Origin of the sequence: Lentzea sp. (genome assembly GCF_036380075.1) — a bacterium.
GTDB lineage: Bacteria > Actinomycetota > Actinomycetes > Mycobacteriales > Pseudonocardiaceae > Lentzea.
On the sequence record NZ_DASVFL010000318.1, the window covers coordinates 1 to 24,371 of the forward strand.

The 24,371-nt window shown below is 70.6% G+C and carries 21 protein-coding genes, 1 tRNA gene and 1 other RNA gene; 5 read left to right on the plus strand and 18 right to left on the minus strand.

All coding sequences use genetic code 11. The features are described 5' to 3' along the window. Positions 1-159: 159 nt before the first annotated feature. The 9 genes from VF330_RS33165 to VF330_RS33205 all read right to left on the minus strand — a co-directional run bounded on the left by VF330_RS33165 (position 160) and on the right by VF330_RS33205 (position 9,489). Positions 160-1,554 (minus strand): RNB domain-containing ribonuclease, encoded by a 1,395-nt coding sequence (locus VF330_RS33165; RefSeq protein ID WP_330855683.1) that lies wholly within the window; start codon positions 1,552-1,554, stop codon positions 160-162. A 189-nt stretch (positions 1,555-1,743) separates the two neighbouring features. Continuing rightward, on the minus strand, positions 1,744-1,935 hold the full coding sequence (locus VF330_RS33170) for a hypothetical protein (RefSeq protein WP_330855658.1): 192 nt from the start codon (positions 1,933-1,935) through the stop codon (positions 1,744-1,746). After that, a complete protein-coding gene (locus tag VF330_RS33175; protein ID WP_330855659.1) occupies positions 1,932-2,348 on the minus strand; it encodes a hypothetical protein in 417 nt (138 codons plus the stop codon). The genes VF330_RS33170 and VF330_RS33175 overlap by 4 nt, the downstream gene beginning before the upstream one ends. Before the next feature lie 75 nt (positions 2,349-2,423). Next, positions 2,424-3,425: a C40 family peptidase gene (locus tag VF330_RS33180; protein ID WP_330855660.1), complete on the minus strand. Its 1,002-nt coding sequence runs from the start codon at positions 3,423-3,425 to the stop codon at positions 2,424-2,426. Between the two features lie 3 nt (positions 3,426-3,428). Then, entirely contained in the window at positions 3,429-4,025 is a 597-nt protein-coding gene (locus VF330_RS33185) for a hypothetical protein (protein ID WP_330855661.1), read from the minus strand. A 13-nt stretch (positions 4,026-4,038) separates the two neighbouring features. Next, positions 4,039-5,910: a hypothetical protein gene (locus VF330_RS33190; protein WP_330855662.1), complete on the minus strand. Its 1,872-nt coding sequence runs from the start codon at positions 5,908-5,910 to the stop codon at positions 4,039-4,041. After that, positions 5,907-8,762, minus strand: a complete 2,856-nt coding sequence (locus tag VF330_RS33195; protein ID WP_414675515.1) for an ATP-binding protein — start codon at positions 8,760-8,762, stop codon at positions 5,907-5,909. Before VF330_RS33195 ends, VF330_RS33190 begins: the two co-directional genes overlap by 4 nt. Beyond that, entirely contained in the window at positions 8,737-9,207 is a 471-nt protein-coding gene (locus VF330_RS33200) for a hypothetical protein (protein ID WP_330855663.1), read from the minus strand. The genes VF330_RS33195 and VF330_RS33200 overlap by 26 nt, the downstream gene beginning before the upstream one ends. A gap of 3 nt (positions 9,208-9,210) precedes the next feature. Continuing rightward, positions 9,211-9,489 (minus strand): hypothetical protein, encoded by a 279-nt coding sequence (locus tag VF330_RS33205; RefSeq protein WP_330855664.1) that lies wholly within the window; start codon positions 9,487-9,489, stop codon positions 9,211-9,213. Positions 9,490-9,977: 488 nt separating this feature from the next. Here VF330_RS33205 and VF330_RS33210 point away from each other — a divergent pair, with 488 nt between their 5' ends. Continuing rightward, the gene (locus VF330_RS33210) at positions 9,978-10,169 is read left to right on the plus strand and encodes a ParB family protein (protein ID WP_330855665.1); all 192 of its coding nucleotides are present in this window, start codon (positions 9,978-9,980) and stop codon (positions 10,167-10,169) included. Between the two features lie 51 nt (positions 10,170-10,220). Here the strand turns inward: VF330_RS33210 and VF330_RS33215 are convergent, their stop codons facing one another. The 3 genes from VF330_RS33215 to rnpB all read right to left on the minus strand — a co-directional run bounded on the left by VF330_RS33215 (position 10,221) and on the right by rnpB (position 13,494). Beyond that, a complete protein-coding gene (locus tag VF330_RS33215; RefSeq protein WP_330855666.1) occupies positions 10,221-11,816 on the minus strand; it encodes a DUF6345 domain-containing protein in 1,596 nt (531 codons plus the stop codon). A gap of 156 nt (positions 11,817-11,972) precedes the next feature. After that, positions 11,973-13,097: a threonine synthase gene (locus VF330_RS33220; protein ID WP_330855667.1), complete on the minus strand. Its 1,125-nt coding sequence runs from the start codon at positions 13,095-13,097 to the stop codon at positions 11,973-11,975. A gap of 17 nt (positions 13,098-13,114) precedes the next feature. Next, positions 13,115-13,494, minus strand: an RNA gene (rnpB, locus tag VF330_RS33225) — RNase P RNA component class A. 107 nt (positions 13,495-13,601) lie between these two features. Between rnpB and VF330_RS33230 the strand changes: the two genes are divergently transcribed. Further along, a complete protein-coding gene (locus VF330_RS33230) occupies positions 13,602-14,123 on the plus strand; it encodes an NAD(P)H-dependent oxidoreductase (protein WP_330855668.1) in 522 nt (173 codons plus the stop codon). Here VF330_RS33230 and VF330_RS33235 read toward each other — a convergent pair. Then, on the minus strand, positions 14,116-15,204 hold the full coding sequence (locus VF330_RS33235) for a bifunctional RNase H/acid phosphatase (protein ID WP_414675516.1): 1,089 nt from the start codon (positions 15,202-15,204) through the stop codon (positions 14,116-14,118). The genes VF330_RS33230 and VF330_RS33235 overlap by 8 nt on opposite strands. 60 nt (positions 15,205-15,264) lie before the next feature. On the opposite strand from VF330_RS33235, the gene VF330_RS33240 reads away from it, so the two are divergent. Beyond that, positions 15,265-15,347: transfer RNA gene (locus VF330_RS33240), tRNA-Leu, on the plus strand. A gap of 79 nt (positions 15,348-15,426) precedes the next feature. Here the strand turns inward: VF330_RS33240 and VF330_RS33245 are convergent. Next, positions 15,427-18,441, minus strand: coding sequence for an AfsR/SARP family transcriptional regulator (locus VF330_RS33245; RefSeq protein WP_330855669.1), 3,015 nt, complete (start codon positions 18,439-18,441; stop codon positions 15,427-15,429). Between the two features lie 76 nt (positions 18,442-18,517). Beyond that, positions 18,518-19,060: a M15 family metallopeptidase gene (locus VF330_RS33250; protein ID WP_330855670.1), complete on the minus strand. Its 543-nt coding sequence runs from the start codon at positions 19,058-19,060 to the stop codon at positions 18,518-18,520. Positions 19,061-19,308: 248 nt separating this feature from the next. Here VF330_RS33250 and VF330_RS33255 point away from each other — a divergent pair, with 248 nt between their 5' ends. After that, a complete protein-coding gene (locus VF330_RS33255) occupies positions 19,309-20,730 on the plus strand; it encodes an FG-GAP-like repeat-containing protein (protein ID WP_330855671.1) in 1,422 nt (473 codons plus the stop codon). A 106-nt stretch (positions 20,731-20,836) separates the two neighbouring features. Here VF330_RS33255 and VF330_RS33260 read toward each other — a convergent pair whose 3' ends face one another. Genes VF330_RS33260 through cobC form a run of 3 tightly spaced genes read right to left on the minus strand, consistent with a single transcriptional unit; the run spans position 20,837 to position 23,390 of the window. Next, on the minus strand, positions 20,837-21,574 hold the full coding sequence (locus VF330_RS33260) for a zinc ribbon domain-containing protein (protein WP_330855672.1): 738 nt from the start codon (positions 21,572-21,574) through the stop codon (positions 20,837-20,839). After that, on the minus strand, positions 21,571-22,398 hold the full coding sequence (locus VF330_RS33265) for a Nif3-like dinuclear metal center hexameric protein (RefSeq protein WP_330855673.1): 828 nt from the start codon (positions 22,396-22,398) through the stop codon (positions 21,571-21,573). Before VF330_RS33265 ends, VF330_RS33260 begins: the two co-directional genes overlap by 4 nt. Beyond that, entirely contained in the window at positions 22,395-23,390 is a 996-nt protein-coding gene (gene cobC, locus VF330_RS33270) for an Rv2231c family pyridoxal phosphate-dependent protein CobC (protein ID WP_330855674.1), read from the minus strand. Before cobC ends, VF330_RS33265 begins: the two co-directional genes overlap by 4 nt. A 77-nt stretch (positions 23,391-23,467) precedes the next feature. Between cobC and VF330_RS33275 the strand changes: the two genes are divergently transcribed. Further along, on the plus strand, positions 23,468-24,361 hold the full coding sequence (locus VF330_RS33275) for an IS982 family transposase (RefSeq protein WP_330855675.1): 894 nt from the start codon (positions 23,468-23,470) through the stop codon (positions 24,359-24,361). Positions 24,362-24,371 lie beyond the last annotated feature (10 nt).

Consider the following 24,371-nt stretch of genomic DNA (forward strand, 5'->3'; position numbering starts at 1 on the left):
GTGCCATCAGCCTGCTGGGGGCGCGGTGCCCCCGATCAGATTGCCGGGGGTATGGGGGCGGAGCCTCCAGGTGGAAGCACGCAACCGCAAGCCCGCCGCCCGCAAGCCGACCACCCGCCCGGCCGCGGCAAGGCAAGGCAAGGCAAGGCACGGCACCCGCTAAACCGCCGAAAACCGAACCCGCCGCTCCCCGGCGTCAGCCTCAACCAACCGAACCCGAACCCGCTCCCCCTCAGGCAACCCCCGCCCAGCACACTTCGCCAACACCGGAGGCGAAGCGACAAAAACCTCAGCCTCGTCCTCGGAGGCCCGCAAAACCACAGCCTCGAACTCCTCCCCCACCCGACCAGCCAGAACCCAAGCCTCAACCAGGTCCAAGGCAGCCCGATCCACCTTCGAAGCAAGAGAATCCGAAGCCCCCATCAACGAAGGCAACTGCGGCAACGCCTCGACCAACCACTCAGGCAACTCCTGACCAGCGGTAACAGCCAGACAAACCTCAGCAGCGAACCGGTCCACCAACCGCCGCAACGGCGCGGTCACGTGCGTGTAGGGCGCGGCGACACCGGCGTGGCTGACCACGTCAGGAACAGACCCGTTGAAAGCCGTGTACCCAGCCCCGCGCAACAACCGGGTCGCATCGGTGAACAACGCCAACGCCTCAGGCGTGGAAGCGTCCAACCCGGCCAAGAACGCCCCGGGCGACAGATCCGCAGGCCACGACACACCCAAAGCAGCCGCGGACTTCCGCAACGAGGCCACCGCCTCGGCGTCCGGATCAGGCAGCGTCCGCAGGATCCCGACCTGGGCTTCCAGCATGATCGAGGCAGCCGCCATCCCGGTCATCAGCGAGATCTCGGCGTTCCACGAGTCCACGTCGGCCCGCGGCCGCGTGACGAGCTTCCACCCGTCGCCGTCCTGCTCGATCTCCTGCTCCGGCAGCTGGAGCTCGATGGCACCACGCTCGCGCGCGTAGGCACGCCGCAACGGTCCGAACTCGGCCAGCGCGGCAACGGAGGGGTGCGGGTCGCCGGCGTCGAACGACTTCTGCACGGACTCGTAGTCGAACTGGGCGACGGACCGCACCAGCGCCCGCCGCATCTCGACCTCGGCGGGAATGCCGTCGGCACCGCACTCGAAGGTCCACAGCACGGCCGGCCGCACCACCCCGGGCAGCAGCGACGCCGCGCCCTCGGACAACACGGTCGGGTGCAACGGCACGTTGCCGTCGGGCAGGTAGACGGTCTGGCCGCGGCGCCGCACCTCGGCGTCCAGCGGGCCGCCGGGCGTCACGAACAGCCCGAGGTCCGCGATCGCGTAGTGGACGACGAACCCGTCACCGGACCGCAGAACGCACAGGGCCTGGTCCAGGTCTTTGGCACCAGGCGGGTCGATCGTCACCAACGGCAACGAGGTGAGGTCCGGGCGGTCTCCCGGCGAACGGGAGACCGCCGCCTCGGCCTCCGCCAGGACGTCGGCGGGGAAGGCGGACGCCAACCCGAACTCCGTCCGGATGCCGTCGAAGTCCAGGTCAGCACGCCCAGTGCGGATCACGAAAGCCACCCGCACACACTAGGCCCTGTCCCGCAGATCTCGTCCGCGACAGTCGCGGCCGAGGGCCCCGGAGACGGCACCGCCGCAACGCCCGAATACGCCCGGTATGAGGGCGCCGCGGCGGCACCGCCTCCGGGACGCTCGACCGTGACTCTCATCGAACGGATCTGCGGGACAGGGCCTAGGCCGTCAGTCGTCGTCCCCGCGGTACTGGCGGTCGGCCTCGTCGGCGGACCGGGTCCGCTCACGGGCGATCTCCAGGGCACGGGCCGCGGTGGCCTCGTCCGGGTACGGGCCCATCCGGTCCGGCCCCTTGCAGCCCTTGCCCTGCTCCACCGTCTGGTGGGTCAGGCAGTAGTACCACCCGCTCGAGTCGCTCATCTGCGTTCGCCTCCCAATGGCGCCGGGAATCCCCTCGGCGGCGTTGACTGGTTGGCGTTGGCGTACTCCGACGGGATCGGATCCAAACACGACACCAGCACCGTGCGGTCCTCGGCGTTCTCGATCTTGCGGCCTGAGCGGTCACGGTAGACCAGGGAACCGTCGGAGTCGATCTCCATGATCGCGCCGACCTCGGCCAGCTGTTCCTCGTCGAGGTCGCCGAGCTTCTCGTAGCGCGACGGCACCACCCGGTAGATCGGCCACTTCAGGTGGCCGTAGGTGCGGTGGAACTCCGCCATCAGGTGCGTCAGGTGCTGCTGCCACGGCAGCGGCATCGACTCGGCCAACGCACGCGGGATCACCACGTAGTCGGACGACACACCGGGCGGGCCGGACGCCACGTAGTCACGCACTGGTGTGCTCGACGCGGGCGGTCCGGAAGGCCTCGGGATGGGGTCGTGGTTGAACATGAAGCGCCTCCCCGCGATCTACACGCCCGGCCGGACGGCCAGCGGCATCAACTCGTAATAGTCCCAGTTGATCTTGCTGATCTTCACGACGTCACCCGTCTGCGGCGCGTGGATGTACTCGTCACCGCCGAGGTACATGGCCACGTGGTGCACGGTGCGCGGGTTCGACGTGTCGGTCGCCCAGAAGATCAGGTCGCCTGCCTGGGCGTCGCGCACCGGGAGGTGGGCGCCGCCCTGCTCGTACTGGTCGTTCGCCACGCGCGGGATCTTCACGCCGGCCGCGCCGAACGCCTTCACGAGGATGCCGGAGCAGTCCCACGCGTCCGGGCCGTTGCCGCCCCACAGGTACGGCTCGCCCAGCTGCTGCTTGGTGAACTCGATGGCGATGCCCGCCGCGTTCGACGCCAGCAGGAACTGGCCCGCGCCCGCGCCGCAGCCCGCCGGGTCGGCGATCTGCCCGAGCTCGCCCAGCAGGAACGCCGCCATGGCCTCCCAGTTGTGGTACCGGTCGGGGAACGCCGAGCGCTCCACCGCCTGGGCGGAGTCACCGGGGCGCTTGTTCTCCCAGTCCGGCACCTTCAGCAGCACGTCGTAGAACTTGTTGATCGCGTACGTCGGGTCGGTCACCTCGGCGGGCGTTCCCCAGCCCATCGACGGCCGCATCTGGAAGATGCCGAGGGAGTCGCGGTCGCCGTAGTTGAGCGGGCGCAGGCCGGACTCGGTCATGCCGGCCTGGATCGCGACCTGCCACGCGAGCGGCGGCAGCTTGCGCTCCTGGCCGATGGAGATGATGCGCGCGACGATGTTGCGCTGCTCGTCGTTGAGCCGCGACGCGTCGTGGCTGCCCTTGTCGCCGCCGCCGGCCTCCCACGGCCCGATGGCCGCGTTGCAGCTCATCTTGACGAAGTTGGCGTTGACGGCCGGGTTCGTCGAGTTGCTGACCACCTGCGTGACGCCCGACGTCGCCACCGCGATCACGACGATCGCGACGAGGGCGCCCACCACCAACATCACGCGCATGGGTCAGTCCGCCTTCGTGTAGCTGTTCACACGCCATTCCTTGGCAGGCGTCTTGACCAGCGTGATGACGACCTTGCCGGAGTCGGTGCCCACCTCGAAGTCGGCGGAGGACACGAAGGACTTCTTCGCGGTGACCCGCTGGGTGATCCTGGTGGGCACGTTCTTGGGGTCGATGGTCGCCATCTGCGCGAGGAACTCCTCCGTCGTGTACGGGCGGAGCTGCGCGAGCCACTTGTTGACGTCGTTGTCGGGCGGCGGCTTGATCCAGTTCTCGGCCCACAGCTCGGCGATCAGCTGCGCGTCGGCCTGCGGTGGCGCCGCGGACGCCGAGATCGACGGCGGCGGCAGCTTGGTCGGCAGCGAGGCGCCGCTGGACGGCAGCTGCCCCACCTGCGTGCCTTGCGCCGACGTCGTCGGCGGGGCGGCGGCGTTCTGGCCGGCCGGCCCCCGGTCGAGCAGCTTCGGGACGATCACGCCGAGCGCGACGACGACCACCACGAAGATGATGATCGAGGCGCCCAGGTGCCGCGGGGAGCGCAACGGCCAGCCCCACAGCCTGCGGTAGACCGCGGCACGGCCGCGGTTGGTACGGATCGGCATCTACGCTCCCCTCTCAGCTGTTGTCTCGTACTTCGAAGCCGCGCGACGGCCGGTAGATCACGTGCACCGGGCGTCCCGCCACCACTTCCGTCTCGGCCCGGCGCGGTTCCTGCACCGGGACGTAGGCGCTGTTGGTGACGTTCGACCGCGACGGCACGAGCACCGAGTCGTCGACCCTGTCCCACTGCCGGTCGGTGACCGTCGGGCTGTCCACGACCCGCGACCGCGCCGGGGGCAGCGCCGCCGGTCCCGACCCCGCGGGCAGCGCGCCCGACCGGACGCCGGAGGAGTCACCCCCGCTGACGATCTGACCGTTCTGCGAGGTGCGGTCGAGCCGCTGCGCCGTCGCCACGACCGGGCTCGACGCCTCCGGGCGCACCCGGCCGCGGCCGCGCTGCGGCACCTCATCGCCGGCCTCGTTCTCCCGCACGGAGTCCCAGAACTCGTCCTGCGGCGTCGGGCCGTTCTGCTTCTTGCGGCCCATCATCTTCGACCAGACACCGCCGCTCATCGGCAGCACGTTGCTCGCCGAACCGACCGACATCTCGACCATCTGCCACATGCGGCGCAGCGGTTTGCCGATCACGAAGCAGACCAGTGTCAGCATCAGGCCGAGCAGCGTCCGCGTCAGCAGCGACAACCCGGTCGCGTTGAAGATCGCCTGCAGCAGCAGCGCGTGGACGCCCGCGAGCACCGCGAGGACCAGCACGTTGAACACCGTCACGGCGGCCGCGCGGGCGACCTTGCGCAGCAGGTCGTGGTGGATCAGCGCGACGAGACCGATGAGCGGCCCGGCGAGCGTGAGGATGCGCAGCAGCAGCTGGGCCAGCAGCACCGCGGCCTTCGCGAACAGCTGGAACAGCGAGAACGCGATGGACTGCAGCAGCGCGAGGAACCCCGCGCCGGTGCGGCTGCCGTCGGTGCCGTCGAAGTAGCCCTTGGCCGTGCCGAGCTGGCCCTCGAGGGCCTTCCACTCGTTCTTCTTGGCGTCGAGGGCGGCCTGGTCGCCGTCCTTGCCCTCGGCGATCTCGGCCGTGGTCCACGCCTGGGCCTTGAGGATGCGCGGGCCGAACTCGGCGGCCTGCGGTGCCTCCGGCGTGCCGAACGCGCCCCGCAACCAGCTCTGGTAGACGACGGCGTCGTGCAGCTTGGTCGGCAGGACGTGCAGCGTGCCCTGGTCCTCCGGTGCCTCGATGAACCCGGCCTGGATCTCCGAGGTCTTGGAGACCAGCGTGTTGTCGAGGAGGTTGTAGAACTGCGGCAGCGCGAGCGTCGACGTGGCGAGCCACATCGCGGCCAGCGCCCAGAGCCCGCGTTTGGAGATCGCGGCGAAGTCGCCGGTCCAGATCTGGCGGAACATCAGGATCGCGAGCAGCAACGCCACCAGGCCGAACCAGCGCAGGTAGACGTTGTCGTAGACCTTCTGCACGCCGTTGTTCACGGCGTCGTCCAGCGGCACCAGCAGACCGCGGCCCATCACCGTGTAGTGCAGCGCGTTCGTGGCACCGACGATGTTCTTGCCGACGCTGAACAGCTCGTTGCCCACCCACGTGTCGAGCGTGGAGTTGGCGTCGGGCAGGACGTTGCACTTGGAGTTGTAGGTGTGCCAGACCATGCCCGCGTAGCCGTAGTCGAGGTACGGCGAGCCGGGCAGGCCGTTGCCGACGGGCGGGTCCAGGGCGCCGACCATGCCGGCACCCGGCCGCTCGGGGTTCGGCGGCTCGCAGGATTGGGCGTGCGCCATCGGGGCACCCATGAACACCTGGAGCGCCAGGAGCGCGGCGACGACGCCGACCCTCTTGGCGCGCACCGACACGCGCAGCGCGAACCGCCGCCTCGCCCAGAGCAAGGCGGCGACCACGAGCACGATGGTCAGCGCCGTCATGCGCCGCCGCCCCGGTGGCGGGTGTTTCCGTCACCGTGGCCCACGAGGTGGGCCTCGTCTTCCGCGAGTCCGAGCTCCATGTCCGCCGCCAGTTCGTCGTCGATCTCGTCGGGCACGTAGGCGGGCGGCTGGGGAGCCGCGTCGTCCTCGGGCTTCACGAGCTCGCCGCCGCTGTCGCGCTTGGCGTCGGGCGTCGTGTCGAGGGCGTTGCGCAGGTGTTCGAGGTGCGGGCCGCTGAAGTCGATGCGGATCCGCTCCACGCCACCGGCGCCGTCACCGAAGATGAACTGCCGCGGCGCGCGGTCGCGTTCGGTCGCCGTGCGCTCGCCACCGGGACGGCGGCCGAGGGAGGCGACGACCTGCTCGTACCCGGCGCCGATCGGCACCTTGAGCAGCCGCAGCGCGTCCGCCTGCGCTTGGTCGTCGTCGAGGCGGCCGACGAAGACCGAGTCGAGCAGCGCGACGAAGCCCTGGATCTTCAGGAAGTCCGCCGGGATCTGCGACGACAGCAGCACGCGGACGTTCCACTTGCGCGAGTCGCGCGCGAAGCGGTTCATCAGCACGCGGCCGGTCGGGACCTCGGAGAGGAAGAACGCCTCGTCGATCCAGACGCCCTTGCGCTGGTCCTTCGGCTTCTCGTAGATCGAGCGCTGGGTCAGCCAGGCGGCGAGGTTGAGCATCTCGACGCCGAGCGACTCCGCGTCCGTCCAGTGCTCGCGGCCGACGCCGTCCTTCGGCAGGTTCAGGCCCGCCATCGTCAGGACGGTGAGGCGGTCGTCGCGCACCTCGTTGTACGGGTCGTGGTTCTCCTCGGGGATCAGCAACGACATGCGCTCGCGCATCTCGTCGAGGAAGTCCGCGACGACGACGGCGTGCTCGTGGTGCTCGGACGCGTCCCGGCGCAGCGCCTCGAAGACGAGACCGGGGTGGGCGTCGAAGCGGCCGCCGACCGTGCGGACGGCGCGCAGCAGCACGATGCGCGTCTGGGGCAGGCGGGCGACCTCGAACGGCAGCAGACCCGTGAGCACGTCCAGCACCAGGCGGCGGCGGGTGGCCGCGGCCAGCGCCTTCTCGCGGCGCCAGGCCCGTTCGGGGTCGTCCTCGTCGAGGAAGTGCTCGATCATCGGCTCGGCGACCACCCGGTACGGGTTGAGGATGCCGGGCTGGGCGTTGAGCAGGTTGATCGGACGGGCGTACGGCCGCAGCTCCGGCAGCTCGCACAGCGCCGATAGCGGACCGGACGGGTCGAGCAGCGTCCAGTGCGCCCCGGCCCGCAGGGTCTTGTAGACCATGCCGCCGCCGAGGAACGACTTGCCGGCGCCCAGACCCGCGACCATCGCCGTCAGGCCCGAGGCGTCGCGGAGCTCCTGCGCCATCCACGGGTCCCACGCGACCGGGCGGCGGGTGGCCGTGACGGTCTCGCCGAGCAGGATGCCGCGGCGGTCACCGACCTCGGCCGTCGCCGTGGGAACCGCCGAGGCGGCCCACAGCACGCTGCCGCGGCGCAGGTACGCGCCGCTCGACAGCGGTTCGCCGGGGATGAACTCGCGGGCGATCGCGTACTGGGCCTCGGGGTGCTCGATGGCGACCTTCGGCTTGTACAGCTCCAGCAGCGACTGGGCCAGGCGCAGGGCCTCGCGCTCGGTCGGGCCGCTGACCGCGAGCCGCCACCACGAGCGCACCCGGGTGCCGAGCGCGGTGAAGCCCGACGTCATCTCGTCGTCGATCTCCAGCACGCGACCGGCCTGGCGGGCCAGCGACTGCGGCGGCTCGAGCTCGTGCTCGTCGGTGTAGTGGCGGACCTGCGAGCGGACCTTGCTCATCTGCCGCGACAGCTCGCCCGAGACCTCCTCGGGCTTGCGCACGTAGATGCGGGCGGACCACTCGATGGACGCCGGCAGCCGGTCCGCGCGCTGCACCCACGGGTCGTCGACCTCGGGGATCTGCAGGCCGTGCATCAGCCCGACCGTGAGCACGGCGACGTGCCGCCGGATGCCCGCGTTCGAGCCGGTGCGGCCGCGCACGGTCACCGTCGGCGAGTAGGGCTCCTGGTGGAAGTCCGCCGCGTCGGTGAAGCTCGCGAGGTCCTCCGGCTCCCACGCGGCGCCGGGCACGGCGGGCATGTTGCGCGGCGCGGGCAGGCCCAGCGAGCACGACCGGTGCATCAGCCAGGACATCTCCTCGGCCGTCGCGGGACGGCCTTCGAGACCCGCGGACCCGATGACCTGGTCGAGGTGCTCGACCTCGGAGTCCAGCGCCACCAGCTCGGCGTCGACGGCGTCGGGGAAGACCTTGCGCAGCACGGGGGCCGCGCGTTCGACGGCGCGGTCCATCATGTTGCGGGTCTGCACCTGGACGCCCAGGTAGACCTCTTTCTCCGCCATCGAGCGGCCCATCAGCTGCTGCTGCTCGCCGACCATGTAGTCGTCGAACGACAGCGTGCCGGGGGTGTCCGGCAGGCGCTTGACGGCGTTGTGCACGTGCGCCTCGGCCCACATGCGGATCGGGTACGGCCGCGTCGTGACCCGCAGGTGCATCCAGCGGCCCTGGAGCTCGGCGTACTGGCCCGCGATGGCGGCGATCAGGTCCTGGCGTTGCGAGTCGCTGCGGAACGACCAGCGCTGCGGCGCGAGCCGGTACCAGGCGTAGACCTCCTGGCCGGTGCGCAGCAGGTGCCCGTCGATGCTGCGGGCCGCGATCGACGGCGTGTAGCTCGGCACGGCCTGCTCGCCGGGCAGGCGGCGGCCGCGTTGCGAGTACGCCGCCCGCTCCCGCTCGCGCGGGTCGGCCGCGGCGTGCTGGGCGATGTGCTGAGCGGAGCGACGATCACGGTCTCGCCGGCGTCCGAACACCGCGAACCTCCTTCTTACGGCTGGCTGACGTCCGGCGGGGCTGCGCCTGCTGTCTCGCCCGTTGTTTCCTGCTCAACTTGGGACGAGGCCGCTGCGGACTGACCCGGATCCGGGCGGCGCTGGCCGCTCCGCCGGTGCTTGCCGTGCGCTCTCGAGGTGCGGTGAGTTCGCGGACCCACATCGACATGACCGCCGTGAGGGGCCGTTCGTGGCTGATCCGCTGCGTGATGAAACGGGTGAGGATGATCGTCGCGACGAGGGCCCACGCGGTCGAGAAGAACCCGAACCCGACGCCCATCTGCCGTTCGATCGTGAGCACGACGAGGAAGACGACGATCCCGACGCCCCACGCGACGTATCGCGCGCGCCAGGGGAAAGTCGCTTTGGGCGGACCGAGCCAGACGGCGTCGACCCGGTAGACCTCGTCGTCGGTGCGGACCCGCACGTGTCAGCCTCCGACGAACAAGCCGGCGAGCCACTTGCCGATGTTCGACCCCGCGTCTGTCGTGACGGCGAGGCCGATGATGGCCAGTGCGACGATCACGCCACCGAGGCGGCGCATGACGCCCGCGTTGTCGCCCTTGCCACCGCCCAGCCAGAGGAGCAGCAACGCGACGGTCAGGAGGAGCAGCGGGACGATGTTGCCCAGGATCCAGTCGCGGACATTGCTTGTGCCCGGTACCTGCGGCTGCTGCTGAGCGAGTGTCACCAGGTCCATGGCGGTCATTTGGTACTCCAGAGTGCGCTCGGGCTTGCGCTACGAGTAGAACACGAGTTCGTCACGACGTGTGGGGCTCTTGCTGCGGGCTGTCGATCATCTGGCCGTTCCCCCCGAGGAGAATTACGTCTAATCTGGCCGACACATCATCACCGAGGAGAGGTCGGCGGGGAACACCCGGTTCGAGATTCTCTCCCTCGCCGACAAGGTTCACCCGACTGCGAACGCCCTGGTCACCCACAGTGCGTGCATTCTAAACCCGCGCACGTGTCCACCCCGGGTGAGCGTGCAGATCGGCCGGTTCGCGACCCCGGCGGGTGTGCGGCCCGGAGCCACGACTCCGAGGAGATTCGCACATGCTCGAACCTGACCTCGTGCCGGACGGAAGTGTGGACGGAATCACAGCCTCCTCGGGGGCTCCAGGCATCGCTGAGCCTACCGGGCAGAGCACCCAATCCCGGCGTCGGGTCCAGCGGACCATCAACTTCGACCGGTCGGTGTTGGAGCGCGCGCGTGCGGCGGCCACGTACCTCGCGTCCTACGAACCGCAGGCGGGCGTCCGGTCGCTCGCGGACATCGTGAACCCGGCGGTGCTGGCCTACGTGACGGAGCTCGAGGAGCTGTACAACGGCGGGGAGCCGTTCCGGCCGGTGCTGCGGATGCCGTCGGGGCGCCCGGCGAACCGCTGAGCCCCCGGCGGTCGCGCTCGCCGGGGGCTCAGCCGTTCGTCCGGATGCGGGTCAGGACAGGCCGGTGATCCTCCAGAGCCAGCCGGTGTTGGCGTAGTCGGGGCTGACCGAGCCCTTGCCCCAGAAGTAGTCGTTGTAGCTGCCGTACTGCCCGGTCGACGGCACGTAGACACCCGCGGTCGCCCAGCGCACGGAGGCGGGCTGCGTGTCGATGCTGGCCTGCGCCCACGCGTCGCGGACCTTCATCGGGTTGTTCCACCACAGGAACGGCGAGCGCCACATGTAGTGGCCGAACTTCTCACCGTGGTTGGTGGAGTTGTAGCTGATCGTGGTGAAGCTGTTGATCTGGTGCAGGCCGCGGAAGGCCTGGTTCCAGCGCTGCGCCCACGTCTGGCCGCCGGTGACGTCCTCGAGGATCAGGCACGTGAAGAGGCTCATCCACTCGACGTCGTTCTGACCCCAGCGCGCCTCGGTGTTGGAGAGCTTGGTGTCGTTGTGGTTCGAGCAGCCGGTGAAGAAGAACCCGGTGCCGGAGCCGTGGCCCTGCCAGTAGGTGAGGTCGACGTTGTCGGCCCAGTTCGTGTCGTTGCCGCCGGCGAACGCGGGGTCCTTGAAGTCGCTCTCCCACGCGTTGCCGTCGAGCCACTTGAACTGGCGCGCGATGCCGTGGCCGCTCGCCTCGTTGTTGAAGCTGTTGACGTTCGTGACGGTGTTGGGCAGGCCGGCGCAGTTGCCGGTGCCCTCGCTGCCGACCTGCGTGCCGGCGGACTGGGCCTTGAACTGGCCGGACGCGTCGGGACGCGGTTCCTGCCCCGGCCCCGGCTGCGGCAGCTCGGCGCCGACCGCGGCGGGCAGCGTGATGCCCTGCGGGGCGCCGCCGTCGTCGGTACGGCCGGTGCAGCGGAACGACGGCTCCACCTTGTCGGCCTTGGCGTCCAGCGGTGCGGCCTCGTAGACGTAGCTTGCCTCGGCCTTCACGCCCGCGCCCAGGAACTTCTGGCACAGCTTGGTGCCGTAGGCGAGGTCGTTGACCTTGACCGTGCCGATCTTGTCGTAGGTGCTCGCGGCGTGGCTGACCGCCGTGACGCCCTGCGCGTCGAACGAGACGCGGATGTTCGCGCCCTCTCCCTCCAGCGGGATGCCGCCGAGCTGGAACGTGTACGAGACGCTCGTGTCGAGGTTGGCGGTGAGCGCCGTCCTGCCGTTGGGGTCGGACAGCTCGAACGTCGTGTACTGCGCGGTGGGCGTCGCGTTGTCGGGCAGGACGCCGGCGGCCCGGAGGCCTTCCTGGGCGCGCTTGGCGGCCTCGTCGGTGGTCACGGTCTTGATGCGCTTGAGCGCCTCCGTGTCGAGCGCGGTCTGCGTGGTGGCGTTGCCGTCCTCGTCCGGCCTGCCCTGTCCCTTGTCGACGGTCGGCAGGTACTGGTAGCGCTGCTCGTCCGCGAAGGACACGACGCCGGCCTCGGACCTCTGGACGTCCTTGAGGCCGAACGCTCTTTGCAACCTCTGCGCCTGTTCCTGGTCGAGACCGGAGCTCTTCACCCCGTAGACGGGGAGCTCCGTCTCCGCCGCGGTCGCGACCCCGGCGGCGCCGGCGGTGACGAGGCTGGACAGGGCCAGCACCACCATCAGCTTGCGTTGCTGCATGTCTCTTTCCCTCCCTTGGGGACGGCCGGCTGCAGGGGCCGACCGTCTGACAGGAGGATCTGAGGCGGGGTGCGGTGATACCGGGAGTGGACAGCCGGCCTCCGCGCTCCACTCGAACAGCCGAACTTCTGTAACGCCTCCGGGCGATGGGGTGACCTAGAGGCGGACACCTGGGTACTTGATGCCCGCACCGGTGTTCAGCACGACCACTTCGTCGTCCCGGCCGAGCCAGCCGGTCTCCCGGAGCTGCCTCACGGCGCTGATCGTGGCGGCACCCTCCGGGCAGAGGAAGACGCCTTCGAGCCGTGCGGTCTCCTCGCGGTCCCGGGCGATCTGCTCGTCCGTGACGGCCACCGCGGTGCCATCGGTTTCCTCGATGGCGCGCAGGATGATGAAGTCCCCCAGCGGTTTCGGCACGTTGATGCCGAACGCGCTGGTGTAGGCGTCGTCCCAGAAGGTCGACTCCGGGGCGTTCGCCTCGAACGCCCGGACGATCGGCGCGCAGCCGGTGGACTGGACGGCGACCAGCCGCGGCAGCTTCCCGTCGATCCAGCCGAGCTCCCGCATCTCGTGCAGCGCCTTGTGGATCCCGATCAGCCCGACCCCGCCGCCGGTCGGGTAGACGATCACGTCGGGGACGCGCCAGCCGAGCTGTTCGACGATCTCGTAGCCCATCGTCTTCTTGCCCTCGATGCGGTACGGCTCGCGCAGCGTCGAGGCGTCGAAGAGGTCGACGTCCGCGAGGGCCTTGCCGGCGTCGGCGATGGTGCCCGGCACGATCCGCAGTTCAGCGCCGCTCGCCTCGACCTCCTCGCGGGTGATCAACGGGGCGTCCTCCGGCATGGCGATGACGCTCCGCAGACCCGCGCGGGCGGCGTAGAGGGCCCACGCCGCGCCCGCGTTGCCGTTGGTCGGCATCTTGATGCCCTCTATGCCCAGCTCCTTGGCCCGCGCGACCCCCACCGCGGCGCCGCGGGCCTTGAACGAGCCGGTCGGGATGAGCGACTCGTCCTTCATCAGGATCTTGGCGTCGAGCGCCCGGCTCAGTGCTCGGAGTGGGATCAGCGGGGTCATGCCCTCACCGAGGCTGAACGCGGGATCGGGGTCGCGCACGGGCAGGACGTCGCGGTAGCGCCACAGGCTGTTCTCGTCCGTGGGCCTGCGCACGTTCGTGAGGTCGTATCGAGCCAGCAGCGGCGACGCGCACTCGTGGCAGAGGTTCTGGACGGCGTTGGCGTCGTGTTCGCGGCCGCAACGGGCGCATTCCAGATGGGACAGCATGTCTCCATGCATACAGGCGGATGAGCCGGCATGTAAGCCGGATCCTGTTCGTGGGAACGAGTCCCAGTCGGCGGCCATCCATCTGGGCCTGCCGTCGCCGGCAGGCTCTAGCGGCCTACCCGCGAGCATCGGGCGGGCAGCCCTCGAACGCTCGCGCAGGCCCTCGCGGGCCCTCTTGGCCTTGCTCCGGGTGGGGTTTACCTAGCCGCCCCAGTCACCTGGGGCGCTGGTGGTCTCTTACACCACCGTTTCACCCTTACCCCGGCTCGCGCCGGGGCGGTCTGTTCTCTGTGGCACTGTCCCGAGGGTCGCCCCTGGTTGCCGTTAACAACCACCCTGCCCTGTGGAGTCCGGACTTTCCTCGACGGTCACCCGCCGCGGCCGCCCTGCCGACTCATCCGCGTCCCGAGGATATCCCAGCGTCTGGACGCGGTTGTCCACCGGTGCGGACATTGGTTGTATCGGTGACCTCACCCGACGTCATCGGCAACGGAGTGATCCACCATGTCCGATCTGCTGATCATCTCCGGCGCGCCGTCGCACTCCGCACCGACCGGTGTCGTGGTGGCGCACGTGGCCGACGTGCTGCGCGCCTCCGGCCACCACGTGACGTTGCTGGACGTGCGCGCCCTGCCGACGTTGTCCCTGCTCACCGAGGACCTCCGCGATCCCGAGATCGGCGCCGCGGTGTCGGCCGTGCTGTCCGCCGACGGCGTCGTGGTCGCCTCCCCCGTCTACCGAGCGGCCTACAGCGGCCTGGTGAAGGCGTTGCTGGACCTGCTGCCGAAGAAGGCCCTGCGCGGCCGCGCCGTGCTGCCGCTGGCGACGGGCGGCAGCCAGGGCTTCCTGGTGGCGATGGACTACGCCCTGCACCCGCTGCTGGCGGCGAAGGGCGCGGACCAGGTGGTGCGCGGCGAGTTCGTGCTGGACCAGAACGTGGGTTCCGCCGAAGCGGGGGCGGCACTCGACGCCGCTGCGGACCGCCTGGTGCTGGCCCTCACCCCGCGCCTGCGGAAGGTCAGCTGAGGTGTGAGGTGTCGTTGACGAGCTTCACGGACGCGTGCCCGTCGGGGTAGAACTCGGCGATCGACACGCCCGTGAGGTCGAGGTGCATCCGGAACAGGAACTGCGGCCCCACGTCCAACGCCTGCCGCAGCAACGTCTTGATCGGCGTGACGTGGCTGACGACGACGATGGTGCTGCCGCCGTACTTGGCGATGAGCTCCGCCCGCGCCTTCCTGACCCGCGCGTGGACCTCGTCGAAGCTCTCGCCGTCCGGCGGCCGCACGCTCGTGTCGCCCAGCCACCGCCGGTGGACCTCGGGGTCCTGCGCGGCGGCCTCGGCGAACGTCAGCCCCTCCCAGGTGCCGAAGTCGGTCTCGATGAGCCCCTGGTGCGTGACGACCTCCTGACCGATCCTGTCCGCCAGCTTCCGGGCGGTCTGCGCGGCCCTGGCGAGCGGCGACGAGACGACCGCCGCGATGCCGTCCACTGTGGACAGACGCTCGGCGGCTTTCTCGGCCTGCCGCAGACCGAGCTCCGTCAGCTCGTGGTCCCCGCGGCCGGAGTACCTGCGTTCGACGGACAGCTTGGTCTGCCCGTGCCGCAGCAGGATGAGCCGCGTCGGCTCCCCCACCGCCCCACTCCAGTGCGGCTGCTTGACGCCTTCGGCCTGCTCGCTCTCGGCTTTACCGCTGGATTTGCCCTCGGCGCCGTCCATGGCCTCGTTGGCGAGCCGGTCGGCCTGCTTGTTGCGCTCCCGCGGGATCCACTCGTACTTGACGGAGCCGAACGCCCGCGCGAGCTCCCGGGCTTCCTTGGCGAGCGGCTGCATGGACGGGTGCTTGATCTTCCAGCGCCCGCTCATCTGCTCGACGACGAGCTTGGAGTCCATCCGCACCTCGACGACCTCGGCGCCGAGCTCCCGCGCGGCCTCCAGACCGGCGATGAGCCCCTGGTACTCGGCGACGTTGTTGGTGGCCACGCCAATGGCACCCTTGCGCTCGGCCAACGTCTCGCCACTGAGCTTGTCCCGCACAACCGCGCCATATCCGGCAGGTCCGGGGTTGCCCCGCGACCCGCCGTCGGCCTCGACGATGACCTTCACGGGGCCGATCGTAACCCCGCGTTCAGACCCCTCCCGGGGGCCTGTATCCTGTTCACATCAGTCTGGGTGGCGGAATGGCAGACGCGCTAGCTTGAGGTGCTAGTCCCCGAAAGGGGGTGGGGGTTCAAGTCCCCCCTCGGACACTGGTTTCATCTCTACGCGAAGGGCCGGATGCTCACGTCGAGCATCCGGCCCTTCGCGTTGTGAACGGACCCCGAGCGGTCACGCCGGCAGCTCGACGTGCTCCGCGTACTCCCGTGCCCCTTGCGCGTGGAACACCGACCGGGCGTGCGTGAACGCCGCAGCCGCCGCCTCCTCGTCGCCCCGGCGCCGGTGCAGCAGCGCGAGGTCGAACTCGGTGCGCGCACGCCACAGCGGTGTCTCCATGGCGTCCCAGATCGACATCGCCGCGTCGAGGCAGTCCTGCGCCAGGTCCAGCCGTCCCTCCGCCAGGTGCAGCTGGCCGAGGACGCGCAGGGTGATGGCCTGGCCCCAGCGGTCGTCCTTCGCGCGGACGGTGGCGAGCACCGCTTCGAGCCGGGGCAACGCCTCCGCGCTCTGGCCCGTCCTCATCTGGGCTTTGGCGTGTGCTCGCACGGCGTAGGAGTGCATGAGGTCGTCGCCGAGTTCGGCGAAGATCGTGGCCGCTTCGGCGCAGGCGGTCAGGGACTCGTCGTAGCTGCCGCGCGCCCGGTGATAGAGGCCCATGGTGCGCAATGACAATGCGACGCCTCGCCTGCTGCCGGCCTGCCGGTACGCCGCCAGCGACTGGTCCAGGTCCGTCCACGCCGTGTCGTACTCGCCCTGTTCCAGGTGGACCGAACCCCTGATCCGCAGCACGTGCCCGATGCCGACCTGGTCGTCGAGGGCCTGGGACAGGGTGGCGGCCTGGCTCAGGAAGTGCACCGCCTCCGCCAGGTGTCCGGGTTCGCGGCACGCGAGGCCCATTCCGGTGAGGGAGGCGGCCTGGCCGCGCACGTCGTGCAGGGCGCGGTAGCGGCCCAGCGCCTCGCCGAAGAGCTGGCGGGCCTCGGCGAAGCGGTCCTGGAAGAACCTCAGGCGTGCGAGCTTCGCCAGCACGTCCGCTGCCAGGCCTGGGTCGCCGACGTGCTGGGCCGACGTCATCGCGACGCCGATGATCCGGTCGCGGAGGTCGTGGGAGTTGGTGACCTGCTCGATTGCGGTGTGGGCCGCGACGAAGTCGCACACGTGCCGGTGCAGGCCGGTGGCGGCGGCGCGTTCGACCGCGACGGCGAGTGCCGGTTCCTCGCCCCGCAACCAGGCGTCGAGGTCGGCGGACAGGCGTTCGGCCATGGCGGTGACGCCGTCGGGTTCCAGGTGGCCCGCGGCGGGGAGCCAGGTGGACTCGGCGGGTGGGCTGTTCACGGCGGTGCGGCTCAGCAGCGCGATCCAGCCGTCCAGGACGCGGGCGACGGACGCGGTCAGCTCCGCCGGCTCGTCGGCCTCGGCCTGTTCGCGGGCGTAGAGGCGGACCAGGTCGTGCAGGCCGTAGCGCAGGACGCCCGCCGCGTCGGCGCCCGACAACGTTGCCAACTGCGCGTCGACGAGCACCTCCAGCACCTTCTCGGCCTCCGCCTCGGAGGTCTCGAGCAGCCAGCTGACGACCCAGGTGGAGAAGCCGGGCAGGCCGAGGTGTCCCATCCGGCCCAGCGCCGTGCGCGCCCGCTCGTCGAGCGACCGGCAGCTCAACGCGATGCTGCTGCGCACGGCCAGGTCGCCCGCGGAGAGCTCGTTGAGGCGGCGGCGTTCGTCGGTCAGGCGTTCGGCGAGGACGCGCAACGGCAGCTGCCGCCGCGACGCCAGCCGGGCACCGGCGATCCGCAGCGCGAGCGGCAGGCGTCCGCACGCGTCGACGATCCGGTGCGCCGAGGCCACGTCCTCCGCCAGCCGCGCAACGCCGGCGATCCGCACGAGCATGTCGTACGCCTCGCCCGGCGTCACGAGATCCAGCTCGGTGAACAGCGCCCCGGCCAGTCCCGCGAGGCGGTCGCGCGACGAGATGAGGACGGCGCAGCCGGCGACGCCCGGCAGCAAAGGCCGCACCTGCTCCTCGGACGCGGCGTCGTCGAGCACGACGAGCACCCGGCGGCCGGCGAGCAACGTCCGGTAGAGCTCCTGGCGTTCCTGCGCCGACTCGGGCAGCTGGCCGGACTCCATCCCGAGCGAGGTCAGGAACCGGCCCAGCACCTCGCCGGCGGTCGCGGGCAGCTCGCTCGTGCCGCGGAGCTCGGCGTAGAGCTGGCCGCCGGGGAACGACCCGGCCGCCTCGTGCGCGGCGCGGACCGTCAGCGCGGACTTCCCGCACCCTCCCGGCCCCGCCACGATCTGCACGGCGGGTTCCTCCCGGCACAGCGCGGCGGACAGCTCCTCGAGCTCCCGCGTCCTGCCGGTGAAGTCGGCGAGCGTCGCGGGCAACTGGGCGGGCACCGCCGCGAGCACCGTGCGCACGACCGGTACCGCGTCCGCCGGGACCAGCTCCAGGGTGCCGCGCAGGATGGCGGAGTGGATCGTGCCGAGCTCGGTCCCCGGTTCCACGCCGAACTCGTCGACGAGCGCGTCCCGGCCCTCGCGGTAGCAGGCGAGCGCGTCGGCCTGCCGCCCCAGCCGGTACAGCGTCACCATGAGCTGCCCGCGCAGCCGTTCGTTCACCGGCTGCCTGGCCACCGCGGCGGTCAGCTCGGCGAGGTGGCCGAACCGGCCGAGGCCCAGCTCGGCCGCGAAGCGTTCCTCCTGGACGGACACCACCAGTTCGTCGAGCCGCCGCGCCTCGCCGCCCAGCAGCGTGTCCCGCAGTCCCGACAACGCGGGACCGCGCGACAGCGCGACCGCCTCCCCGAGCAGCTGCGCCGCCCGTTCGTGACCGTGGACCTGGCTGTGCTGCCGGGCTTTGCCCAGCAGGACGGCGAGCTCGTCGGCGTCCACGCGGGCGTCGTCGAGGCGGACCAGGTAGCCCTGCGACCTGGACACGATCACGTCGAGGACACCGAGGACGGCGAAAGCCCTGCGCAGCTTGGAGACGTAGGTCTGGACGAGCGACCGGGCGCTGGCGGGCGGTTCCTCACCCCACAGCAGCTCGACGACGCGGTTCGCCGGCACGACCCGGCCGCGTTCCAGCACCAGCGCGGCCAGCAGCACCTGTGGCTTCAGGCCACCGAGCGGTACGGATCTCCCGCCCACCAGGGCTTCGACCGGACCGAGCAAGCGGAACTCAAGCACAGCGTGACCTCCCCAGTGCCACCGGTGGCAGTAGATCACACCGGCTGGGGGTCGGAGTCCCGGAAATGGGGATATATCAGGGAAGAATGGGCCCGTAGACGGCCTGCGGCGATCCGGTCAGGTGGGCCCAGTACCGGTCGCCGTAGGACCAGTGCCACCACGCGCTCGGGTAGTTGACCAATCCGGCCCCCCGCAACGCCTGCGCGAGAACAGCACGGTGGTGGCGCACTGCCGCGTCCACCATCGGGTCGTCGGTGTGAGAGCGCTCCGACGCGGTGTCGTGCACCGCGGTGCCCAGGTCGAGCTCGATCTCGTCCACCGTGCACAGGCTCAGGTCCACCGCGGCCCCGGCGACGTGCGGTGCCACCTCGGGAGGGGTGCCGCACAGGCTCGTCGGCCGGTACCCCTCGACGATCAGCAACCTCAGCTCCACCGGCAGCAACGTCTGCGCGGTCACCAGCCGGTCCACCACGCCGATGCGCAACCGCGCGTACAGGCCCTCCTCGTCGGCGAGCCGGCCGTCGAGCCGGAGAGCGGCGACGGTGCGCAGGTCGACCAGGGGCTCGCCGCGCTCGCGCACCGGGATCGCCGCCACAGCGGGATCCGACAGCCACACCATCTCCAACACCTCTCCTCCGGGACACGCGCTCGCACGACGGTGCACGCCCGCACTGGAATTTTTCTTTAACGCCCCGTACGCCCGTCCGGACGCGGCCGTGGCGCGCACCTGGCGGCACGGCGGCAGTGCACACCTGTTGGTCTGCGGTTATAGGTTTCGTGGACGGTCTTGAAACTCCTCCCGGCGAATGTTGGGTCCATCACCGGCCGACACCGGCCGGACCCAGCACCGAAGCCGAGGAGAACCCCGTGTTCCGCTCAGGAATCAGCCCCACCGGCACAGAGTCCACGCCCGCCCGCACCGGCCTGCGCAAGACCACCCGCGGTGTGCTGTCCGCGGCACTGGCCGTGATGGCCGGCGCGCTCCTGATGGCACCACCCGCACACGCCGCACCGTCGAGAGACAAGATCGTCGACGTCGCCACCGCCGAGCTCGGCGGCTCCGCCTGTTCGCCCGGTTACAACAACAGCTGCGGCATGGCGTGGTGCGCGGAGTTCGCCCGCTGGGTGTGGAAGAAGGGCGGCGTCACGGACCTCGGGGGCCTCGACGGCTGGGCGCAGTCGTTCAAGAGCTACGGCAAGGACAACGGCACCTACCACTCGCGGTCCAGCGGGTACACGCCGCAACCCGGCGACGCGATCGTGTTCGACTGGGACCACCGCTCGGGCGACGACCACCCGATCGACCACGTGGCCATCGTGACGAGCGCCTCCAGCACCAGGGTCAACACCATCGGTGGCAACCAGGGCAGCCCGAGCCGGGTCCGGCGGGGCAGCTACCAGCGCTCGAACGGCGACATCGACGGCTACATCTCGCCCGTGGGCATCGGCGACGGCGGCGGCACCACCCCGGCCCCGCCGAAGCCGGTAGTCGACCACAGCGTCACCGGTGACTCGTTCACGGACCTGGTGGGACGCAAGCCGGACGGCACGCTCTGGATGTACGCCAACAACATCATCCGCGACGACGGCCGCCCGTACCACGACGGCCAGGAGATCGGCCACGGCTGGAACGGCTTCGACGTCGTCGTGACGGCGGACGTGACCGGCGACGGCTACACGGACGTGCTGGCCCGCAAGCCCGAGGACGGCTCGCTGTGGCTGTACGCCAACGATGCCAAGGGCGACGGCCTGCCCTACAGCAACGGCCGCAGCATCGGCCTCGGCTGGAACATGTTCGACACCATCGTCGCCGCCGACGTGACCGGTGACGGCTTCGCCGAGGTCCTCGCCCGCAAGTCCGACGGCTCGCTGTGGCTGTACTCCAACAACTTCCTCCGCGACAACGGCAAGCCGTACAGCCAGGGCCAGGACCTCGGTCTCGGCTGGAACATGTTCGACAAGCTGCTCGCGGCCGACGTGACCGGTGACGGCTTCTCGGAGATGCTGGGACGCAAGCCCGACGGTTCGCTGTGGATGTACGCGAACAACATCCTGCGCGACGGCGGCCGCCCCTACGCGCAGGGCGTGGAGATCGGGACCGGCTGGAACATGTTCGACACGATCGTCGGCGCGAACGTGACCGGTGACGCGTTCTCCGACCTCGTCGCCCGCAAGCCCGACGGCTCGCTCTGGATGTACTCCAACAACATCCTGCGCGACAACGGCCGGCCCTTCAGCCAGGGCGAGGAGCTCACCAGCGGCTGGAACATGTTCAACGTGATCGCGTAACGCGGTTCTCCCCCGAAGGCGCGTCCGGCTGGTGCCGGGCGCGCCTTTCAACGTTTGTCCAGGAGGCGTTCGGATCAGTCGGGCCTCGTTTGAAAGAGACCGGCTCTCAGGCCTTCGGCTCCGCTATGCGGACCAGGATCGCGCCGCACTCCTCGCACCGCACGACCTCGTCGGCCGCCGCGTCCTTCACCTTGCCCAGCGCACTGCGGTCCAGCTCGATCCGGCAGGCCCCGCATCGGCGGGACTGGAAGACGGCGGCGCCGATGCCGCGCTGCTCGCGCTGGCGGTCGTAGAGCTTCAGCAGGTCGTCCGGGAAGCCCTTGGCCATCACCGAACGGTCCGAGGTGCGGCGGGTCTCCACCGCTTCGAGGTCGGCCAGGGCGGCGTCACGGCGGCTGGAGGCGTCCTCCAGGGCCTGGCGGGCCTTGTCCAGCTCCACGCGGGCGAAGGAGGTGTCGGCGTCGACGGCCTCGCGGCGCTCCATCAGTTCCAGCAGGTCGTCCTCGAGGACTCCCTGGCGGCGCTGGAGGGTGGCCAGCTCGTGTTCCAGGTCGGTGAGCTGCTTGGCGCCGACGGAGCCGGACTGCAGGAGCTTGCGGTCGCGTTCGCCGCGGGCCCTGACCTGGTCGATCTCGGTTTCCTGGCGCTTCACGTCGCGGTCGAGGTCGCCGAGGGTGGTCTCGACGGCCACCAGGGCGTCCTGCTTCGCGCGCACCAGCTGCTCGGCGTTGGCGATCTCCGCGATCTCGGGCAGCGTGCGGCGGCGGTGGGTGACACGCGCCAGTTCGGCGTCGACCTCGGCCAGGTCGAGCAGCCTGCGCTGCACTGCGGGGTCGGCTTTCACGCATGTCCTCCTGCTGCTGAGCTCGTCGCGCCTACGGTCCACGGGTCGGTCCGGCGAGTGGAGACGAGTACGTCGACCCTACCGCCGAACGCCTGCCGCAGGATTTCCGCCGCCTGCTCGCACCACGGCCACTCGCTGGCCCAGTGCGACACGTCGACCAACGCCGGGCCGCCGGACTCGACGTGCTCGGACGCCGGGTGGTGGCGGAGGTCGGCGGTGACGTAGGCGTCGACGCCGGCCCGGGTGGCGGTGGCCAGGAAGCTGTCGCCTGCTCCTCCGCAGACGGCAACACGCTTGACCAGGCGTTCCGGGTCACCGGCCGCCCTCACTCCCTGGACGGTGGCGGGCAGGGCGTCGGCGACGCGCTGGGCGAAGACCCTCAGCGGTTCGGCCTCGGGCAGCTCGCCGATGCGGCCCAGACCGATGTCGCCGTCGGCGTCCGCGGGGTCCAACGGGCCCAGGACGGTCAGGCCGAGCGCTTGGGCGAGTGCGTCGGAGACGCCGGGCAGTGCCGAGTCGGCGTTGGTGTGGGCGCAGTACAGCGCGGCGCCGTTGCGGATCAGCTTGTGCACCAACGCGCCCTTGGGGTCGTCGGCGGGAACGCCGTTGACGCCGCGCAGGAGCAGCGGGTGGTGGGTCAGCAGCAGCTGGGCGCCGGACTCGACGGTTTCGTCCACTGTGGACGTGGTCGGGTCGACGCAGACCAGCACGCGGGTGACTTCCTCGTCCGGGTCGCCGCAGACCAGGCCCACCGCGTCCCACTTCTCGGCGATCTTCGGCGGGTACGCGGCCTCCAGGACCGCGATCACGTCGGCGAGCTTCAAGCCAGTTCCTCCATCACTACCCGCAGCGCGTCGGCGAACACCGCGAACTCCTCCGGCGGCCGGATCGCCACGCGCACGTACGTGTCGTCGAGTCCCGGGAACGTGTCGCAGCGCCGGACCGCGATCCCCTTGTCCCGCAACGCCTCCCGCGTTCCCCGCGGCACCCTCAGCAGCAGGAACGGCGCCCGCGGCGGCACGACCACCAGGTCGCCCAGCCGGTCCACGGCGTACGCGGCGTGGGCGGCGGCCTCCAGCGCGAACCGCTCCGAAGCCGCCAGCGCCTCCGGCTCGCAGCACGCGGTGATCGCCTCCAGCACCAGGCTGCCGACGGGCCAGTGCGGACGGCCGTGCGCGAGCCGCGCCAGCGTCCCGGGGTCGCCGAGGAAGTAGCCGGCGCGCAGGCCGGCGAGGCCCCAGGTCTTGGTGAGGCTGCGCAGCACCAGCACGTCCGGGTCGCCGGCCAGCGACTCCGGCTCGCCGGGCACGGCGTCCATGAACGCCTCGTCGACGACCACCCGGCCGGGAAGGGTCTTCAGCCGCGCGGCGGAGTGCAGCACCGACGTCGGGTTGGTCGGGTTGCCGACGACGGTCAGGTCGGCGCCGGAGACGACGTCCGGCAGCGTGAAGTCACCCGAGAGCAGCACGTGCTCGACCGGGATCCCGGCGTCGCGGAACGCCACCTCGGGCTCGGTGAAGCCGGGGTGCACGATCGCGGCACGGCGCGGCGAGAGCTTCGGCAGCAGCGCGAAGCCCTCAGCGGCACCGTTGAGCAGCAGGACCTCGTCGGGCGAGCGCCCGTGACGGCGTGCGACCGCCTCACGCGCGCGTTCCTCCGCCCGCTTCGAGGGGTAGCTCCCCAGTCCGTCGAGCGCCGCGGCCAGCCGGTCGCGCAACCAACCGGGCGGGCGCGGCACCCGCACGTTGACGGCGAAGTCGGCGAGGCCCGGTGCGGCGTCGACGTCACCGTGGTGGCGCAGGTCTGGGCTGGTCATCGCCCGAGATACTAGACGAGTAAGTCCTAAGTCTGGGTGGTGTCCGGAGACGGACGAAGGGTGTTCAAGATCAGTTTGTGAGGACCGACCTGAACACCCTTCTGACCGCACTCTACGTCAAGATCGACGACCACCTGGGCAGGCCCGCCCGGACCGGACGGCCACCCCGGCTGACCGACGCCGAACTGCTCACCCTCGCCGTCGCCCAAGCCCTGCTCGGCATCCGATCCGAAGCCCGCTGGCTACGCTTCCTGCCCCGCCACCTGCCCGGAGCTTTCTCCTACCTGCCCCAGCAATCCGGCTACAACAAGCGGCTGCGCACCGCGGTCCCGCTGCTCAAGCACGTCATCCGCATGCTCGCGGTCGACACCGATCTGTGGACCGACGCGACCTGGGTCGTGGACTCCACCCCGGTCGAATGCGGCCGCTCCCGCGAGACCACCAAGCGCTCCGAACTGGCCGGCTGGGCCGGCTACGGCTACTGCGCGTCGCATTCACGGTTCTTCTGGGGCCTGCGCCTGCACCTGGTCTGCACCCCAGCCGGACTGCCGATCACCTGGGCACTCGCGAACCCGAAAATCGACGAACGCCAGGTGCTGATGGCAGTCCTGGACCACGACCCGTCCGTGCTCGCCGACCGGCCCGGCCTGCTGATCATCGCCGACAAGGGCTACGTCTCCCGCGAACTGGACACGTTCCTGGCCGAACGCGGGGTCCGATTACTGCGCCCGAACTACCGCAACCGCACCCCGCACCCGGCCGAACACCTGCTCAAACCCGTCCGGCAGCTGATCGAGTCGGTGAACGACACGCTCAAAGGCCAGCTCGACCTCGAGTTGCACGGCGGCCGCACCATCGACGGCGTCACGGCCCGCATTGCTCAACGCGTCCTCGCACTGACCGCCGCCATCTGGCACAACCGCGCCACCAGCCAGCCCGTCACCCGATCGCTGATCGCCTACGACCACTGATCAGTTAGGA

What these genes read in the sequence shown, in the direction of transcription:
- cobC (WP_330855674.1), bottom strand. Translation starts at nt 23,390, where the DNA reads ATGACCAGCCCAGACCTGCGCCACCACGGTGACGTCGACGCCGCACCG.
- VF330_RS33190 (WP_330855662.1), bottom strand. Translation starts at nt 5,910, where the DNA reads ATGACGGCGCTGACCATCGTGCTCGTGGTCGCCGCCTTGCTCTGGGCG.
- VF330_RS33170 (WP_330855658.1), bottom strand. Translation starts at nt 1,935, where the DNA reads ATGAGCGACTCGAGCGGGTGGTACTACTGCCTGACCCACCAGACGGTG.
- VF330_RS33180 (WP_330855660.1), bottom strand. Translation starts at nt 3,425, where the DNA reads ATGCGCGTGATGTTGGTGGTGGGCGCCCTCGTCGCGATCGTCGTGATC.
- VF330_RS33185 (WP_330855661.1), bottom strand. Translation starts at nt 4,025, where the DNA reads ATGCCGATCCGTACCAACCGCGGCCGTGCCGCGGTCTACCGCAGGCTG.
- VF330_RS33220 (WP_330855667.1), bottom strand. Translation starts at nt 13,097, where the DNA reads ATGCTGTCCCATCTGGAATGCGCCCGTTGCGGCCGCGAACACGACGCC.
- VF330_RS33230 (WP_330855668.1), top strand. Translation starts at nt 13,602, where the DNA reads ATGTCCGATCTGCTGATCATCTCCGGCGCGCCGTCGCACTCCGCACCG.
- VF330_RS33215 (WP_330855666.1), bottom strand. Translation starts at nt 11,816, where the DNA reads ATGCAGCAACGCAAGCTGATGGTGGTGCTGGCCCTGTCCAGCCTCGTC.
- VF330_RS33205 (WP_330855664.1), bottom strand. Translation starts at nt 9,489, where the DNA reads ATGACCGCCATGGACCTGGTGACACTCGCTCAGCAGCAGCCGCAGGTA.
- VF330_RS33250 (WP_330855670.1), bottom strand. Translation starts at nt 19,060, where the DNA reads ATGGTGTGGCTGTCGGATCCCGCTGTGGCGGCGATCCCGGTGCGCGAG.